We start from the raw sequence: 15,835 nt of genomic DNA, 5'->3' as shown, positions 1-15,835 counted from the left end.
GACTGAACGTGAAGTCAAAAGTAATTATAGCTAAATATGTATTATTTCATTCCATATATCGTTGACTGATAATTTTATTTTTCTAATCACCCTGTTTAAAGAGTGATAAAAATAACCTTAATGACTTATTTTTATAAAAATCTATATGAACATTGTTAATTTTTTGATTAAAAAAATTTATTTAACGACAGTATTATCTGTTTCAGATATTAGTTGGTTTTTAACTTTTAAAATCGTGTTTTGTGAATGAATTCACAATTTATCAATAGCATGAGTTCAGATACTGTCGGGTATTAACGAAGATTTATGTAGTGTAAGAGGTGAGTATGAATGTTGTAGATTAGCGGGTGTGCAAGATTTTGCGTTTCCATGTATAATTAGTGTATAAACACATAAACACATAAACACATAATCGAGGAAAATATATTATGAATAGTGTTCGTTGGAACGTTGCTGTCTCTGCTGACACTGACCAATCCCTTCGTATATTTCTGGCTAATCAAGGAGGTGGAAAAAAAGGGGACTTATCCCGCTTTATAGAAGAGGCAGTACGGTCACATATTTTAGAGCTGACAGCAGAACAAGTTAAAGTGGCTAACATAGATGTTAATGAAATGGAGCTTGCTTCAATAGTTGATGAAGCTCTGGATTGGGCACGTAAGCGCTGATGAAAGTTGTTCTTGATACCAATATTCTATTTAGTGCTTTGATCTCACCACATGGTGCTCCAGATACGATTTACCGTGCTTGGCGTACGGCACGTTTCGAAGTGGTGACTTCACGGCTACAGCTTGATGAAATTCGCCGTGCAAGTCGTTATCCAAAATTCCAAGCTGTTTTACAACCAGCTAAAGTGGGGGCGATGATCAACAATTTACAACGTGCTCTGGTATTGGAGAAATTATATATTAAAGAGGAAACGCATGATCCTGACGATGCGTTTTTACTCGCTATGGCATGTGCTGGTGAAGCAGATTATCTTGTAACCGGAGCTCGTCGAGCTGGATTATTACAACGTAGATGTTTTGGTCGTACTCGTATTATTACGCCTGCTAATTTTTGCCTTGAGGTTTTATAAAGAAAAAAAACTAAGAGGAGAAATAGCACACGACACAGATGGATAAAGTTTGCATTGGTTAACGATTGAATGTATATTCTTTATGCTATCAATCGTTAACTTGGGGTGCATTATGCAAACTGTATATAGGAAGACCAGACTCGGTAATAACGTAGCGGCACCTCATCATGAGTACGATGACGCTGATATAGCGGCTGATCGCCTTGTGAATATCATTAAGGAACTGGCTGATGGTATTCGCAGTAAGGGTAAGGTTAACATTAAGCGTCAGCTAGCGTTGCCGGATAATCAGTTTCTGATGAATATGTTGTTTTTGGCGATACCCGCACGGGCGCTTGCTGAACTGACGCCGGAGAAGAAGAGGTTACTCAATCGTGTGCGTAGCCGTGCGCGCTTTTTTGACAACGTGCGTGAAAATGGTGGTGTGTTAAATTCTGCTGAGGTAGCGAGTTTGCTCGGTGTCAGTAAAGTAACAGTTAAAAAGAAAAAGGACACAGGTAAATTACTGGCCTTGGAATACGATGGTGAGTTTATTTATCCGGCTTTTCAGTTCACCGATGATGAAAGCAAAGGCGAAAAAGGTGTGCTCAGGGGGGTGACGGAGATCTTGTTTCATCTTAATCACTTTAGCGGTGTGATGCAGTACGGATTTTTCGTGCAGAAACGTAATGTACTGGATCACCGTTTACCAGAAGGTCAAGAGTTCACTGTTATTGATTTGCTGAGAGAGGGTGTTTCGGATGACAAGCTTCAACAGATAATCCGTTTAGCCAAGTTATTTGGTACTCAAGATGCTGCATAGTAAAAAGAGAGGGAACGGGCACACGCCGGCTCCCTCTTTTGTCATATTACGGGAATATCCAGGTCGTTCACCAGGATATCCTCGGCAATTTCTCCTTCATACTCAAATTTCCTGAGCACCTTGAGTTCCTCGGTGCGTATCACGCCTTTGCCAGAAGGATCGTCATGCCAGAGCACGATGCAGGGTTCAAGCGTGACGTTAGACATGTAGGTCAGTCCATCCGCGTGCGGTGATAGCTTTGCCGCGAGTTGTTGTGTGATCCGGTAGTCTGTGCCGGTCAGTTGATGGGCGGTGATATGCATTTTCGGCGCAAGCCGGGTAATGTCTACAATACGTAGATCTTTCTCTGTCACCAATGTAGCCATATGGTACCCATCCAGTTCCCGGTCTGTAATAGCTGGCAGACGTTGAAACACCTCCTTCATCGATGTTCTTGGAGAACTGGCAAGATATAAATTGCCATCTATGCCGTTCGTTAACCCGTACCGGGTATGTCCTCCATCTCGGTTAAAGAATACTCCATTGCCTCCGTGTTTACCCTCTTGTAGCCGGTAAAAAACTGTGCCGGCTGAGATGATAATGATACTTTGCGTAATTTTATCGACGGTGAGGGTATCGAACTGCTGCTTTATCACTGAGTCAGGGCTTACCTCAGATTTTGTTACCACTGAACACTCCTGTATCCTTGCCTGTTTCAGCCATATGTTGTCTCCGGTGTTATTACATTAACTGGACAATGAAGACTTATAATGCTGTGTATTTATCCAGTTGTGGGCAGTATATTACAAACAAGGGGCTGGGTATATGTTTTGATGCAGAGAAAGATTGGGCAATGTACCTCAGTACTCATTCACAGGGATGATGTGAAATATTTACTATTTCTCTTTTCTTCAATCACATTGTTAGATTATTAATATAATCATTGAATTCATATATTATGAAATAAACAACTGTGCAATAATTAAAGTCATTATTTATATTTTGTTTTTATACAATGATGTGCTTTATTAAACAGAATAATGAGTTAATGGTAAATAAATTTTTAGGATTTACCCTGATAATACAGTCTAATATGGTGTAATAAATTATTTTGTAGGCTGAATATAATGATATTAAAATAATAATATATTTGTTTATGGATATTTATCATCGGTTTTATTACATGGGTAAAATAATCTATCAGTTAGTTTTATGTAATTCACAAATAACGATTATATTAGCCAGGAGTATTGAAAATACTTATTTATGATTATGGTGATATGTCTTCATTAGCCTATTTTATAGCTAGAAAAATTGACATTATCAATCCATGTATAAATGGTAACCAATATGCAGAGAACTCAAAGAGTTGTTATTACAGGTATGGGCGCCGTAACACCAATTGGTGAAGATATTGAATCATGTTGGCAAAGTATTATCGAGAAACAACATCAATTTCGCAGAATTGAATTTCCTGACTCATTCATTAATTCACGTTTCTTTTCTTTCCTTGCACCCAATCCATCACGTTATCAGTTATTACCAAAAAAGTTGACTCATATGCTTTCTGACTGCGGAAAAATGGCGTTGAAAGCGACTTATCAAGCTTTTACCCAAGCATTTGGCGTGAACGTATCACCTGTTGAATATTACGATAAATACGAATGTGGGATCATACTTGGCAGTGGCTGGGGAGCTGTCGATAATGCCGGAGATCATGCCTGCCAGTATAAGGAAGTTAAATTAGCTCATCCCATGAGTAATCTTATCACCATGCCAAGTTCCATGACGGCGGCGTGTTCTATCATGTATGGACTACGTGGTTATCAGAATACCATTATGGCTGCTTGCGCAACGGGTACAATGGCGATAGGTGATGCCTTTGAAATTATCCGCTCAGGGCGGGCAAAATGTATGATTGCCGGGGCCGCTGAATCACTTATTCGAGAATGTAATATTTGGAGTATTGATGTACTGAATGCATTGTCGAAAGAGCAAATGGACCCCAATCTCGCATGTTGCCCATTTAGTCTTGATCGCTCTGGATTTGTATTGGCTGAAGGAGCGGCGGTGGTTTGTCTGGAAGATTATGATTCGGCCGTCGCGCGGGGGGCAACGATTCTGGCGGAAATCAAAGGTTACGCTCAATATTCAGACGCCGCTAATTTAACCCGGCCGACAGAAGATATTGAACCTAAAATATTATCGATAACCAAAGCCATCGAGCAGGCGCAGATTTCGTTGGAAGATATTGACTATATTAATGCTCATGGTACTTCTACACCGTTAAATGATCTTTATGAAACTCAGGCAATTAAAGCAGCACTAGGCCAATATGCTTATCAGGTACCTATATCAAGCACAAAATCTTATACCGGTCATCTTATTGCTGCCGCCGGTAGTTTCGAAACTATTGTCTGTGTAAAGGCATTAACTGAAAATTGCTTGCCAGCAACATTGAATTTACATCGGGCTGATCCAGATTGCGACCTTAATTATTTACCTAATCAACATTGCTACACCGCTCAACCAGAAGTGGCGCTTAATATCAGTGCAGGTTTTGGGGGACATAACGCTGCGTTGGTTATCTCTAAGGTAAGGTAACTGGTATGTTGATTTTTGAAATGGAAGATATTGAACATTGGTCGAATTTCTCTGGGGATTTTAATCCTATCCATTATTCGGCGAAAAGTGGATTTTTACACAATATGCAGCAGTACCCCGTGCAGGGAATGTTGAGTCTGCTTTATGTCAGGCAACAGTTATCTCAATTAACTTCCGCTTTTACATCTGGAATACTGAATATTGATACGTCATTCCGTCAATATGTTTATACTGGATTACCACATCAGTTGAGAATTGATGCTAAAAGCAAAACGTTTAAATTGGAAAATCCGTGCGGAAAAAGCGCGTTATCCGGCAATACCAGGGTAGAAAATACAATGGAGTCAATTGAAAATTGGATTGTTCAAGATAACTGCCAGAAATTGACGATAACAAGGAAAGGAGTTTGTGAAAAATATGCTGTCTTTAGACATTATTTCCCCAGTGTCACATCTGTTGGATGGTTTCTGGATGCGCTTGCTTTTCATCTTGTTATTAATTCGACAAGTTTTCTTGATTTTGAACACTACCATTTTAACCAGTTACAGGATTATCTGAATCGATCTTTTACTTTGCATACCGGACAAGCGATTAAGATCAGGGAGGACATTGTTAATAGTACAATATTACTATCTTCTCCGGATGTCTGTGTTGAATTAAATCCTCCTTTATTGATTAAGAATGGCTCTAAAGATTATATCCGTATTTTTTATTATCGATGTTTATATGATAAAAACCCTATTTTTGTATCAAAGATTTCAATTATCTCTAAGATGAAATAAAAGGAAAGCGAAATGCCAACACAAAGTGATATCTTTACTGCAATAAAAAATAGAATATTAATGATGAAGGATATAGAAGAGGAAGAGATAATACCAGAATCTTATTTTGTTTCACTTAAATTTGACAGCCTTGACTATGTAGAAATTCAAGTGTTTGTATTGGAAACGTATGGCATTATGCTTAAAGCTGAACTTTTTTCAGATCATTCTATTTCAACATTAGATGATCTCACTGGTTATGTAAAATCAAAACTGTAAGCTGAGTTTTGATTTAACGCTGTTTTTTCACCATTAATATTAAGAGGTTATAATGAACATTCTAGAGCAAGGTAAGGTTGCTGCTTTATATTCAGCATATTCGGAAACAGAAGGTTCTTCGTGGGTTGGAAATTTGTGCTGTTTCTCAATTGATCGAGAACATTTACCTATTATCGTGAATGGGCGTCGTTTCTTGATTGAATTTGTTATTCCAGAACATTTACTTGATAAAACTATTAAACCAAGAATATTCGAATTGGATATCAATAAACAGTTTTTACTGCGTCGAGACCATCGTGAGATAAATATTTATCTTTTAGGTGAAGGCAATTTTATGGATAGGACGACGACAGACAGAAAATTATTCGAATTAAATGAAGATGGCTCACTATTTATTAAGACATTACGCCATGCGCTTGGTAAATATGTTTCTATCAATCCTTCAACCACGCAATTTATCTTTTTTGCACAAGGGAAATACAGCGAATTTATCATGAACGCCTTGAAGGAATTTGAAGACGATTTATCAAAACGTTATCGTGTCAGAATTATTCCTGAATTGCAAGGGCCATATTATGGCTTTGAACTTGATATTATTTCTATTACAGCTTAATTCACAATATTATGGAGAATGTTATGGAAAAGAGAATAACAACATTTACCATTGAAAAAACTGATGACAATTTTTATGCTAATGGGCGTCATCAATGTATGGTGAAAATTTCTGTACTTAAACAAGAATATAAGAATGGTGATTGGGTAAAATTAGCATTGAGTGATGCTGAAAAAAGATCGATTCAGGTAGCAGCATTAAGTGATAGCCTTATATATGACCAATTAAAAATGCCTTCAAGTTGGACAACGACAGAGACAAGAAATAGATATGATCTTGGGTTATTAAATGGTGTTTATCGTATTGATGCTTCTATTGATGAGCCGGCAGTAGATCATGCGGGAGATTGCTGTACAAATGAAAGCTATCAGAACAGTGTGAAGAGTGTTCCTGAATATATCTATCGTTATGTTAGTAGTAGTAGAACAAGTACAGAGTATCTAATGGCAAAAATGACCTTCGAAGATACGGATGGGAAACGCACACTAACAACGAATATGTCGGTTGGTGATGAAGTTTTTGACAGCAAGATCTTATTAAAAGCCATTGCTCCTTATGCAATTAATACAAATCAATTGCATGAGAGTATTAATACATTGTTTGATAAAACAGAAGAGCCAACCAAATCGGATACCCATCATCAAACAATTAACCTTTATCGCTGGACATTGCCATATCATTTGAGGATTCTTGAAGGAAATAACGAGACTGTTAATAGAATATATGTCCTTGGTAAGGACTCATCAAATGATAGATTCCTGACAAGAGGAAGGGTATTTAAACGAGGTACTTCATATGTGAGTGCACGTGATAATGTGAGTGGAGGATGTGTTATGGACCATTCTTATACCGTAACTATTCCAGACACGCAGCTTGCTGCTGAAGTGCTCCATGTGACAGGATGTTCATGGACGAGTGGTTATTATGATGGATATCATGATGTTACAATCATTGATAACTACGGTTGCCAGCATAAATTTAGAATATCCTCGGTTAATATCGGACGTTCGTTAAGTATTGCAAGAATAAGTTAATTATTGAATAACGTTTTTATCTATTGCTGGTAATCACATGTGTGTTTACCAGCAATTAAGATATTCCATTGTTGAAATAGGAATATAGCGGTATATGTTATTGTACATAAATGAATGGTTAAATGGATATTTTGTTTTGTTCTTAATTAATCAAACAGGAAATTTAAAATGAAAGTTAACGATATATATTCCAATGCATTTAATTTTGGATCTTATATTAATACTGGTGTCGATCCCAGAACAGGTCAATATAGCGCAAATATCAATATTATCACGTTGAGACCAAATAATGTCGGCAATGTTGAACAGGTACTTAATCTGTCATTCTCGCCATTAACAACGTTAAATAATGGGTTTGGTATTGGCTGGCGGTTTTCATTAACAACATTGGATGTAAAAACACTCACATTTAGCCGAGCAAATGGGGAGCAATTTAAATGTAAGCCATTGCCACCTAATAATAATGATATTAGCTTTAAAGATAAAAAATTAAAAGATTTGCGTGTCTATAAACTCGATAGCAATACCTTTTATGTTTATAACAAAAATGGCATTATAGAAACACTTAAACGAATTGGATCGAGTGACATTGCGAAAACGATTGCACTTGAATTTCCTGATGGGGAAGTATTTGATTTAATTTATAATTCAAGATTCGCATTATCCGAAATAAAATACCGGGTGACGGGTAAGACTTATCTTAAACTCAATTACTCTGGAAATAATTGTACATCAGTTGAATACCCAGATGATAATAATATCTCTGCGAAAATCGCATTCGATTATCGCAATGATTACCTTATTACTGTGACTGTACCTTATGATGCTTCTGGTCCTATTGATTCTGCCAGATTTAAGATGACCTATCAGACATTAAAAGGAATATTTCCAGTTATTAGCGCTTTTCGTACACCAACAGGTTATGTTGAGCTGGTGAGTTATAAGGAGAATGGACATAAAGTGACGGACACGGAATCTATTCCTTATGCTGCTGCATTGACTATTCAACCTGGTAATGGGCAGCCTGCGATCAGCAAATCCTATGAATATAGTTCAGTACATAATTTCTTGGGCTATTCTTCTGGCCGGACAAGCTTTGATTCCAGTCAAGATAATTTGTATCTGGTTACAGGGAAATATACCTATTCATCCATTGAACGTGTTTTAAACGGTCAAAATGTTATTTCAGTAACAGAAAGGGTGTTTGATAAATTTCATTTAATGACCAAAGAAGCAAAAACACAAGATAATAAGAGAATCACAACAGAAATTACTTACAATGAAGATCCGTCAAAAAGCTTTTCCGAACAACCAGAAAATTTACAACAACCCTCTCATGTGTTAACGCGTTACACAGACTTACAAACCAATACTTCACGAGAAGAGAGTGTTAATATTAAAAGCGATGATTGGGGAAATACTCTACTTATTACTGATACCAGTGGGATACAGAAAGAATACGTTTATTATCCGGTGAAGGGTGAGGGTAATAATTGTCCTGCCGATCCATTGGGTTTTTCCCGGTTTTTAAAATCAGTTACGCAAAAAGGATCACCTGATGCTGCTCAAAGTGTCGCGAATAGAGTGACTTCCTACACGTATCAAAAACTGCCCACTTTTACCGGCGCTTATGTTAAGGAATATGTCAGTAAAGCCTCAGAGACGATAGACAGTAAAATAGTCAGGACCTTTAACTATGTTAATTCACCGACAAACAAATCGCATGGTTCATTAGCAAAAATAACGTCGGTGATGAATAACCAACAAACGGTTACCACGTTTAAATATGAATATTCAGATAGTGAGATGACTACAAACTCTACGGTGACGGGTTTTGATGGTGCACATATGGAATCGAAAAATGTGACCTCCATTTATACACATCGGCAACTCCGTAAAGTTGATGTAAACCATGTCATTACAGACCAGTCTTATGATCTTTCCGGCCGAGTTATAGGACAAATTATTGACCCTGGTACGACAAAAGAAATTAAACGTAATTATGTTTATCAATATCCCGGTGGTGACGAAAATGATTTTTGGCCGGTGATGATAGAAATTGATTCCCAAGGTGTCAGACGTAAAACCCATTACGATGGAATGGGACGTATTTGTTCGATTGAAGAACAAGATGATGATGGTATTTGGGGCACATCGGGGATTTATCAAGGCACATATCGAAACGTTCTGACCAGACAATATGATGTTTTGGGGCAATTGGTCAAAGAAATTTCAAATGATTGGTCATGGGATTTATCTGCTAATCCTTTGACTCGCTTGACGACTCCTTTGGTTACAACGAAAACCCATCAATATGATGGTTGGGGAAATCGTTACAGCACTGAGTATAGTGATGGTCGGATGGAGCTGGAAATCCATGATCCTATTACGAGGACAATTACTCAAGGGGTCAAAGGGTTGGGGATGTTAACTATTCAGCAAAATAACTTTGAACAGCCTGCTTCAATTAAAGTTGTGTATCCTGATGGTGCGATATATAGCACTCGTACCTATCGTTATGATGGATTTGGTCGTACGGTGACTGAAACAGATGCGGAAGGTTACGCTACTCAAATTGAGTACGATCTATTTGATCGTATAGTGAAAAAAACGTTGCCAGACAGAACAATATTAGAATCCGCTTATGCAAGCTTTAGCCATGAAGAATTAATTTCTGCCCTGAATGTGAATGGAACACCATTGGGTTCGTTAGTTTATGATGGTCTTGGGCGGGTAATCAGCGATACGGTGGGTGGTCGCAAAACGGAATATTTATATGGATCTCAAGGTGACAAACCTATTCAGTCTGTCACGCCTGCGCATAATAAACAAAACATCGATTATCTTTACTCTCTCGGTAGTGTGATGTCCAAATTTACCACAGAGACAAGCCAACAAAACTTTTATTACTATCAGAAAACGGGGGCATTATTATCTGCGACAGAAGGCGTATCCCAGAGTAATTACAGTTATTTCCCATCGGGTGTATTACAGCACGAATCATTTTCGCGGGATAATAAACCGATTTCATCGGGCGATTACCGTTATACGATGTCTGGTTTGATTCAACGTCATAAAGATAGTTTTGGTCATGATCATGTTTATAGTTACGATGCCCAAGGAAGATTAGTTAAAACAGAACAGAGTTCGCAATACGCTACATTTGAATATGACAATGTTGGACGGCTAATAACAACGACGACAAAAGACACAACGTCATTATCCCAATTAGTCACAAAAATTGAATACGATGCTTTTGATCGAGAGATAAAACGCTCGCTAATTAGTGACTTCTCAATACAAGTCATTACCTTAAGCTATACAAAGAATAATCAAATCAGTCAACGTATCACCTCCGTCGATGGGGTGGTTATAAAAAATGAACGTTATCAATATGATAGTAATCAGCGCTTAAGCCAGTACCAATGCGAGGGAGAACAATCTCCGGTTGATCATACTGGTCGAGTGTTAAATCAGCAAATTTACCATTATGACCAATGGGGTAATATCAAACGGCTTGATAATACATATCGAGATGGTAAAGAAACAGTGAATTATCATTTCAGTCAAGCCGATCCAACCCAACTTATTCGTATTACCAGCGATAAACAGCAAATAGAGTTAAGTTATGATGCCAACGGTAATCTAATACGCGACGAAAAAGGGCAAACGCTCATTTACGATCAGAATAATCGCCTGATACAGGTCAAAGACCGGCTGGGTAATCTGGTGTGCAACTACCAGTATGATGCATTGAACAAATTAACCGCCCAAGTTTTAGCGAATGGTACGGTTAATCGTCAACATTATGCTTCAGGTAACGTGGCGAATGTTCAATTGGGTGATGAAGCGATTACCTGGCTGAATAGTGATAAACAACGGCTTGGTCATCAGAGCACCAAGAATGGTCAGTCAGTCTACTATCAATACGGCACTGACCATAATAGTACAGTTATAGCCAGTCAGAACGAAAACGAGTTGATGGCTTTGTCCTACACGCCTTATGGTTTTAGGAGTTTAATTTCTTCATTACCGGGTTTGAATGGAGCGCAGGTCGATCCAGTAACAGGCTGGTATTTCTTAGGTAACGGATATCGTGTTTTCAATCCGGTTCTTATGAGATTTCATAGTCCCGACAGTTGGAGCCCCTTTGGTCGGGGAGGGGTTAATCCCTATACTTATTGCCAGGGCGATCCCATAAATCGGATTGATCTGAACGGTCATCTTAGTGCAGGCGGAATATTAGGCATTGTGCTAGGGGCAATTGGTGTCATTGTTGGGATTGTGTCACTGGGGGCTGGCGCGGCGATTAGTGCGGGTCTCATTGCTGCGGGGGGAGCTCTGGGGGCGATTGCTTCTACCAGTGCGTTTGCAGTTACTGCGACTGTCATTGGATTGGCCGCCGATACGATAGGGATTGCGTCAGCGGCATTATCAGAAAAAGATCCGAAAACATCTGGGATATTAAATTGGATTAGTGCAGGGTTGGGGGTTTTAAGCTTTGGCATCAGTGCAATAACCTTTACCTCTTCGCTGATAAAATCGGCACGGAATGGTTCTCAGGTAGCCAGCACGGGTGTTATCGGGTCAGTACCTATTGAATTTGGTGAAATTGCCAGCCGTTCTAGCAGACGCTGGGACATCGCTTTATCGACGGTGTCATTGAGTGCGAATGCTGTGGCCCTCTCTACGGGGATAGCGGCTTCTGCCGTTGCAGATAACAATGCTAATGCCGCTAATATCTTGGGATGGATCTCTGTAGGTTTTGGGGCTGTATCAACAACGGCGGGGCTAATTAATCTTGCGCGTACAGCTTATGCAGTGAATCATCATACTTGGGAACTCAGTTCATCAGCAGGTACTTCTGAGGGAAGTGAAGCCTATACGTTGTCTCGTTTTGCACAATTGGAGCCAGAAGCGATAAATGTTCATCCATCTATTCGAGCCGTTGAAGTGAACCAAGCATTTCGAAATAGTACCGGAAATCTATTTAGTCAATCGTCCATTGAAACCCGTAATGTGTTACGAGGCCGTTTGACAATATAAAGATTCTGCGGGCTGAACGAAATAATAACCAAGGGGCGACATGGATGTCGCCTTTTATGAGAAGTCGAAAATTGAGTTTAAAATTGTTTTGCAAGAAGTTATATGATGATGATTTTTTTATTTTGCGATACCTAAAAACAAAGCTAAACAGCGATCCACTTGCTGCATCGTCGCGTAATCGAGTTTACCAAATACTGCGCCAGCTTTTTCTTTCGGGAGAGTCATGGTTTTATCAATCATGACCTGTGACGGTTTTTCAAGATTTGTTTCAGGAAAAGGCTCGATCATCACCCGGAAAAGTGGTGCATCAATTAATGTTGAGGTCACGGGCAAAATAGTAACACTGGGATGTTCATCAAAGTTGTCAGATTGGATAACCAGCGCAGGGCGGGGCTTGCCATAAGCCCCTTGTAGAGCAACTGTTATCAAGTCTCCCCGTTTCACTCCCAGTCTCCTGAATCAGCTAGTTCATTTATCGCATTTTCTAATAGTGTATCTGTTTCCTTGTCCTGTGTTGCCATAGCCAGATGGCTTTGACGCCGACATTCCTCTCTAAAATGAGGAAGGCGTGTATCAGGCACCCATATTTGAACGGGCCTTAATCCTGACATCCTGAGCTGTTGTCTGTGTTTTCTGACACGATCTGCAACCTTATTCATACTTCACCCTCGTGACATGTAACGATGTCTATAATATAACCAAAAAAACGTTACATGCAACACGTTAGTAAAAATTGTTGTAAATTTTCTCTCAATGTAGGCAGAGATATCGAGCTAAAATCCCAAAAAGTTTTTAAGGTATTAATTTGGCGTATTCTTGTTGTCAGATTTCCTGTTTATTTCCATATAGGAATAATCTTACTGTATATTATTTTAATGTTGATATCAGTGCTGATAATAATTTTTCATCAGGTGAATATTTTGCACTTATTAGTCGAATCCGCCGTGTTTTCTTATTTTTTCTAGCAGTGTGATGAATGTGAAGTAATTTTGATCGTGGAATATTAGCGGTAATCCACTTATGGCATTATACTGTAAAAAAGAGATAATAAACAAGGTTGGGGCTATTGAGCCAAGTAAATCAATTAAAAGATGAGGCACAATGATGACTAATATTTATGTAAACAAATATGCTCCAAATGGTATCGTGATGAAATTCCCATTGACACCCGATAGAAAAATAGAGAAGTGGAATGCGGAGAATTTGAATTTTCGCATTTTTACGCCGGGATTTATATGGTTGGATGGCCGAAATACCTCAGAGTTTCGCAACTTATTTTGTTATCCCAATATTTCAAATCTCTATCTTGCATTCACGTTTAACGCGCGGTTTTTCACGCCAAAAAATGCTGCGGCTGAAATGTCAAGAGAGAAACCAACTCAAGATTGGTTTTTCAATAATGGGGAATACGTTGAAAACGGTTTTGATAATTTTGGCATATATTCCGATGATACAGGGGCTGGAGAATACAGCGTAAATTTCATTGATCCATGTTGTTATTTTATAAAAAATGGGGAATTGAGTTATAGTGGTAAGAGCGCTGTCTTTCCAAATCTTGCGCTTCTTGTAAAGAGTAAAGTTAGTTCAAATTTTTTAGCAAATTTAATTTCTACAGATTTTAACGTTATTATTAATTAGTTTCATGCTGTATATACCCAATGGATTTCAAGATGGATCGCGACGGCAAGGGAGTGAATCCCCGGGAGCATAGATAACTATGAGACCGGGGTGAGCGAGTGCAGCCAACAAAGAGGCAACTTGAAAGATGACGGGTATAGCTTTGTTGCGTAAATGATGCTGAGGGGGCTGGTGGGTGTTTCAGATATGCTGTGGTTACATGAACTGTTCTCTTTGGCGTCAAGTTTATCACCTTGATTGAAACCCTCTCTCGGATGGCTGACTTATGTCAACACACCCAAAAGAGGATGAATTTAATATATTAAATTCATATGCCGGTTTTATTTTCTCTGTAGTAAAACCTTCAAATCTGAAATTCCCCATAATTAACGCTGACTTATATATTAATTAATGTTTTTTGTTGAGCAATATTATCACACTTTTTAATATCACCGCAAAAAACATATTAATTTTCAATAAATCAGAAAGTGAAGGACATTACCTGATGGATAAAAAACGCCAAATAATAAAAAATTCTGGTCTTCTATTATTTTGCCTCTGGAAGTTTGGCGAGTTTAAACCCTAAAAGTAGAGCTAAAAGGATAAGAATGGCAATAAATAAAACAACACCATGCCAACCTAATTGGAGCCAAAATATACCGCCCAAAGTACCAGCCACACTTGAACCAAAGTAATAACAAAACAGATAAAGGGAAGACGCTTGTGCTTTGGCCCGGCGAGCACGACGTCCGACCCAACTGCTGGCAACGGCATGTGCGGCAAAGAAACCGAAAGTGAGGACTATCATCCCAATAATAATCATCACCACAGATGATAATAAGGTAATAAGCGTACCGATTAGCATCATAGTTATCATCGCGATCAGCACTTTTCCGAGTCCATATTGATGGGTTAATGTGCCCACTTTAGATGCGCCGTATGTTCCTGCCAGATAGACAATAGACAACATACCGACAATTGACTGATTAAAATGATAGGGAGAATCCAATAAACGATAACTTATATAATTAAATAGGGTAACAAAGCCGCCCATGAGTAAAAAGGCTTCAGAAAACAGTAATGGCAATCCTTTATCACTAAAATGTAATTTCAGATTGATTAATAAAGATTTAGGTTTGAGAGAACTTGGCCTAAAATGGCGCGATTCAGGTAACATACGCCAAAACATCATTGCCGCAATTAATGCTAATAAACCTAATACGATGACAGAAACCCGCCATGAGAAATAATCGGTGATAACACCTGATATTAATCGCCCGCTCATGCCACCAATAGCATTACCACTAACATAAAGTCCCATTGATAAAGCAATAAAGTTAGGGTGGATTTCCTCACTAAGATAAGTCATTGCAACGGCGGCTACGCCACTGAGAGACAAACCAACCAGAGCGCGTACAACCAAAATTCCATGCCAACTGGTGATAAATGCACTGAGTAAAGTGAAAAGTGCGGCGGCAAATAGCGCTGTTACCATCACATTTTTACGGCCAATAGCATCAGACAGAGGACCGGTGATTAATAAGCCCAATGCCAACATTCCGGTTGAAAGGGATAAAGATAAACTACTGGTAGCAGGAGAAACACCAAAATCATCCGACAGCATGGGTAAGATTGGTTGAACGAAATAGAGTAGGGCAAATGCAGCTAACCCCACGGTGAAGAGTGACAACGTCACTCTAATATACAGAGGATCGTCTTTCTGAATGTGACTTTTCTTATTTTGAACATGTTGGACAAGATGATTACCGGGAGTCAAATTTTCACCGATACTACTACTATTGTTACTATGGCTGGCGCTCACATAATTTCCTTACTTAACTCATTAGCTAGCTTATATTTTGATGAAGATCAAGCATATGAATTGCAAAATATTTCCTGATTACCATCGAATCTCAGCTAGCTTGAGTAAATACTCAGGTATAGGTGCTGCCCGGATACATGAATAAATAAGCTGTTCGAATGTTTTTTTAAGGTTAAAGCGCCAATTGAACCTGAAACAGA

Annotated in this window: 14 protein-coding genes and 1 pseudogene; 10 read left to right on the top strand and 5 right to left on the bottom strand. The window is 38.7% G+C overall.

The features are described from left to right. The first annotated feature begins 428 nt into the window (after positions 1 to 428). The 3 genes from CKY02_RS14515 to CKY02_RS14505 all read left to right on the top strand — a co-directional run bounded on the left by CKY02_RS14515 (position 429) and on the right by CKY02_RS14505 (position 1,880). Entirely contained in the window at positions 429 to 668 is a 240-nt protein-coding gene (locus tag CKY02_RS14515) for a ribbon-helix-helix domain-containing protein (protein WP_112895828.1), read from the top strand. Further along, positions 668 to 1,078, top strand: coding sequence for a putative toxin-antitoxin system toxin component, PIN family (locus tag CKY02_RS14510; RefSeq protein ID WP_112895827.1), 411 nt, complete (start codon positions 668 to 670; stop codon positions 1,076 to 1,078). Before CKY02_RS14515 ends, CKY02_RS14510 begins: the two co-directional genes overlap by 1 nt. Positions 1,079 to 1,190: 112 nt before the next feature. Next, a complete protein-coding gene (locus tag CKY02_RS14505) occupies positions 1,191 to 1,880 on the top strand; it encodes a hypothetical protein (protein ID WP_240002057.1) in 690 nt (229 codons plus the stop codon). Between the two features lie 41 nt (positions 1,881 to 1,921). Here the strand turns inward: CKY02_RS14505 and CKY02_RS14500 are convergent, their stop codons facing one another. Further along, complete coding sequence (locus CKY02_RS14500; RefSeq protein WP_112895825.1) at positions 1,922 to 2,548, bottom strand: RES family NAD+ phosphorylase; 627 nt, start codon at positions 2,546 to 2,548, stop codon at positions 1,922 to 1,924. A 661-nt stretch (positions 2,549 to 3,209) separates the two neighbouring features. On the opposite strand from CKY02_RS14500, the gene CKY02_RS14495 reads away from it, so the two are divergent. From CKY02_RS14495 to CKY02_RS14470, 6 genes are all read left to right on the top strand, one after another. Continuing rightward, positions 3,210 to 4,463 carry a beta-ketoacyl-[acyl-carrier-protein] synthase family protein gene (locus CKY02_RS14495; RefSeq protein WP_240002056.1) on the top strand — a complete coding sequence of 418 codons (1,254 nt, stop codon included), beginning with the start codon at positions 3,210 to 3,212 and terminating at the stop codon, positions 4,461 to 4,463. A 5-nt stretch (positions 4,464 to 4,468) separates the two neighbouring features. Then, positions 4,469 to 5,245, top strand: a complete 777-nt coding sequence (locus CKY02_RS14490; RefSeq protein WP_112895823.1) for a hotdog family protein — start codon at positions 4,469 to 4,471, stop codon at positions 5,243 to 5,245. Between the two features lie 12 nt (positions 5,246 to 5,257). After that, on the top strand, positions 5,258 to 5,503 hold the full coding sequence (locus CKY02_RS14485) for an acyl carrier protein (protein WP_112895822.1): 246 nt from the start codon (positions 5,258 to 5,260) through the stop codon (positions 5,501 to 5,503). 52 nt (positions 5,504 to 5,555) lie between these two features. Further along, complete coding sequence (locus CKY02_RS14480) at positions 5,556 to 6,116, top strand: hypothetical protein (protein WP_112895821.1); 561 nt, start codon at positions 5,556 to 5,558, stop codon at positions 6,114 to 6,116. 23 nt (positions 6,117 to 6,139) lie between these two features. After that, positions 6,140 to 7,150: a hypothetical protein gene (locus CKY02_RS14475; RefSeq protein ID WP_112895820.1), complete on the top strand. Its 1,011-nt coding sequence runs from the start codon at positions 6,140 to 6,142 to the stop codon at positions 7,148 to 7,150. 168 nt (positions 7,151 to 7,318) lie between these two features. Further along, positions 7,319 to 12,196 (top strand): RHS repeat domain-containing protein, encoded by a 4,878-nt coding sequence (locus CKY02_RS14470; protein WP_112895819.1) that lies wholly within the window; start codon positions 7,319 to 7,321, stop codon positions 12,194 to 12,196. Between the two features lie 117 nt (positions 12,197 to 12,313). Here the strand turns inward: CKY02_RS14470 and CKY02_RS14465 are convergent, their stop codons facing one another. Continuing rightward, on the bottom strand, positions 12,314 to 12,640 hold the full coding sequence (locus tag CKY02_RS14465) for a type II toxin-antitoxin system PemK/MazF family toxin (protein WP_112895818.1): 327 nt from the start codon (positions 12,638 to 12,640) through the stop codon (positions 12,314 to 12,316). Continuing rightward, positions 12,637 to 12,855, bottom strand: coding sequence for an antitoxin MazE family protein (locus tag CKY02_RS14460; RefSeq protein ID WP_112895817.1), 219 nt, complete (start codon positions 12,853 to 12,855; stop codon positions 12,637 to 12,639). The genes CKY02_RS14465 and CKY02_RS14460 overlap by 4 nt, the downstream gene beginning before the upstream one ends. 442 nt (positions 12,856 to 13,297) lie before the next feature. On the opposite strand from CKY02_RS14460, the gene CKY02_RS14455 reads away from it, so the two are divergent. Further along, entirely contained in the window at positions 13,298 to 13,834 is a 537-nt protein-coding gene (locus CKY02_RS14455) for a hypothetical protein (protein ID WP_112895816.1), read from the top strand. 526 nt (positions 13,835 to 14,360) lie between these two features. On the opposite strand, the gene CKY02_RS14450 is transcribed toward CKY02_RS14455, so the two are convergent. Together CKY02_RS14450 and CKY02_RS25790 are read right to left on the bottom strand one after the other, a co-directional pair. Next, a complete protein-coding gene (locus CKY02_RS14450; protein WP_202924501.1) occupies positions 14,361 to 15,590 on the bottom strand; it encodes an MFS transporter in 1,230 nt (409 codons plus the stop codon). 123 nt (positions 15,591 to 15,713) lie between these two features. Then, positions 15,714 to 15,835 (bottom strand): annotated as a pseudogene (locus tag CKY02_RS25790) (IS1595 family transposase); the annotation flags it as partial.

Origin of the sequence: Photorhabdus bodei (assembly GCF_003287735.1) — a bacterium.
GTDB classification, from domain to species: Bacteria; Pseudomonadota; Gammaproteobacteria; order Enterobacterales; family Enterobacteriaceae; genus Photorhabdus; species Photorhabdus kayaii.
The sequence above is the reverse complement of the archived record's forward strand: the minus strand, read 5'-3'. Positions and strand labels throughout refer to the sequence as shown.

Coding starts and splice junctions, on each gene's coding strand:
- CKY02_RS14515 (WP_112895828.1), top strand. CDS start 429: ATGAATAGTGTTCGTTGGAACGTTGCTGTCTCTGCTGACACTGACCAA.
- CKY02_RS14510 (WP_112895827.1), top strand. CDS start 668: ATGAAAGTTGTTCTTGATACCAATATTCTATTTAGTGCTTTGATCTCA.
- CKY02_RS14505 (WP_240002057.1), top strand. CDS start 1,191: ATGCAAACTGTATATAGGAAGACCAGACTCGGTAATAACGTAGCGGCA.
- CKY02_RS14495 (WP_240002056.1), top strand. CDS start 3,210: ATGCAGAGAACTCAAAGAGTTGTTATTACAGGTATGGGCGCCGTAACA.
- CKY02_RS14490 (WP_112895823.1), top strand. CDS start 4,469: ATGTTGATTTTTGAAATGGAAGATATTGAACATTGGTCGAATTTCTCT.
- CKY02_RS14485 (WP_112895822.1), top strand. CDS start 5,258: ATGCCAACACAAAGTGATATCTTTACTGCAATAAAAAATAGAATATTA.
- CKY02_RS14480 (WP_112895821.1), top strand. CDS start 5,556: ATGAACATTCTAGAGCAAGGTAAGGTTGCTGCTTTATATTCAGCATAT.
- CKY02_RS14475 (WP_112895820.1), top strand. CDS start 6,140: ATGGAAAAGAGAATAACAACATTTACCATTGAAAAAACTGATGACAAT.
- CKY02_RS14470 (WP_112895819.1), top strand. CDS start 7,319: ATGAAAGTTAACGATATATATTCCAATGCATTTAATTTTGGATCTTAT.
- CKY02_RS14460 (WP_112895817.1), bottom strand. CDS start 12,855: ATGAATAAGGTTGCAGATCGTGTCAGAAAACACAGACAACAGCTCAGG.
- CKY02_RS14455 (WP_112895816.1), top strand. CDS start 13,298: ATGATGACTAATATTTATGTAAACAAATATGCTCCAAATGGTATCGTG.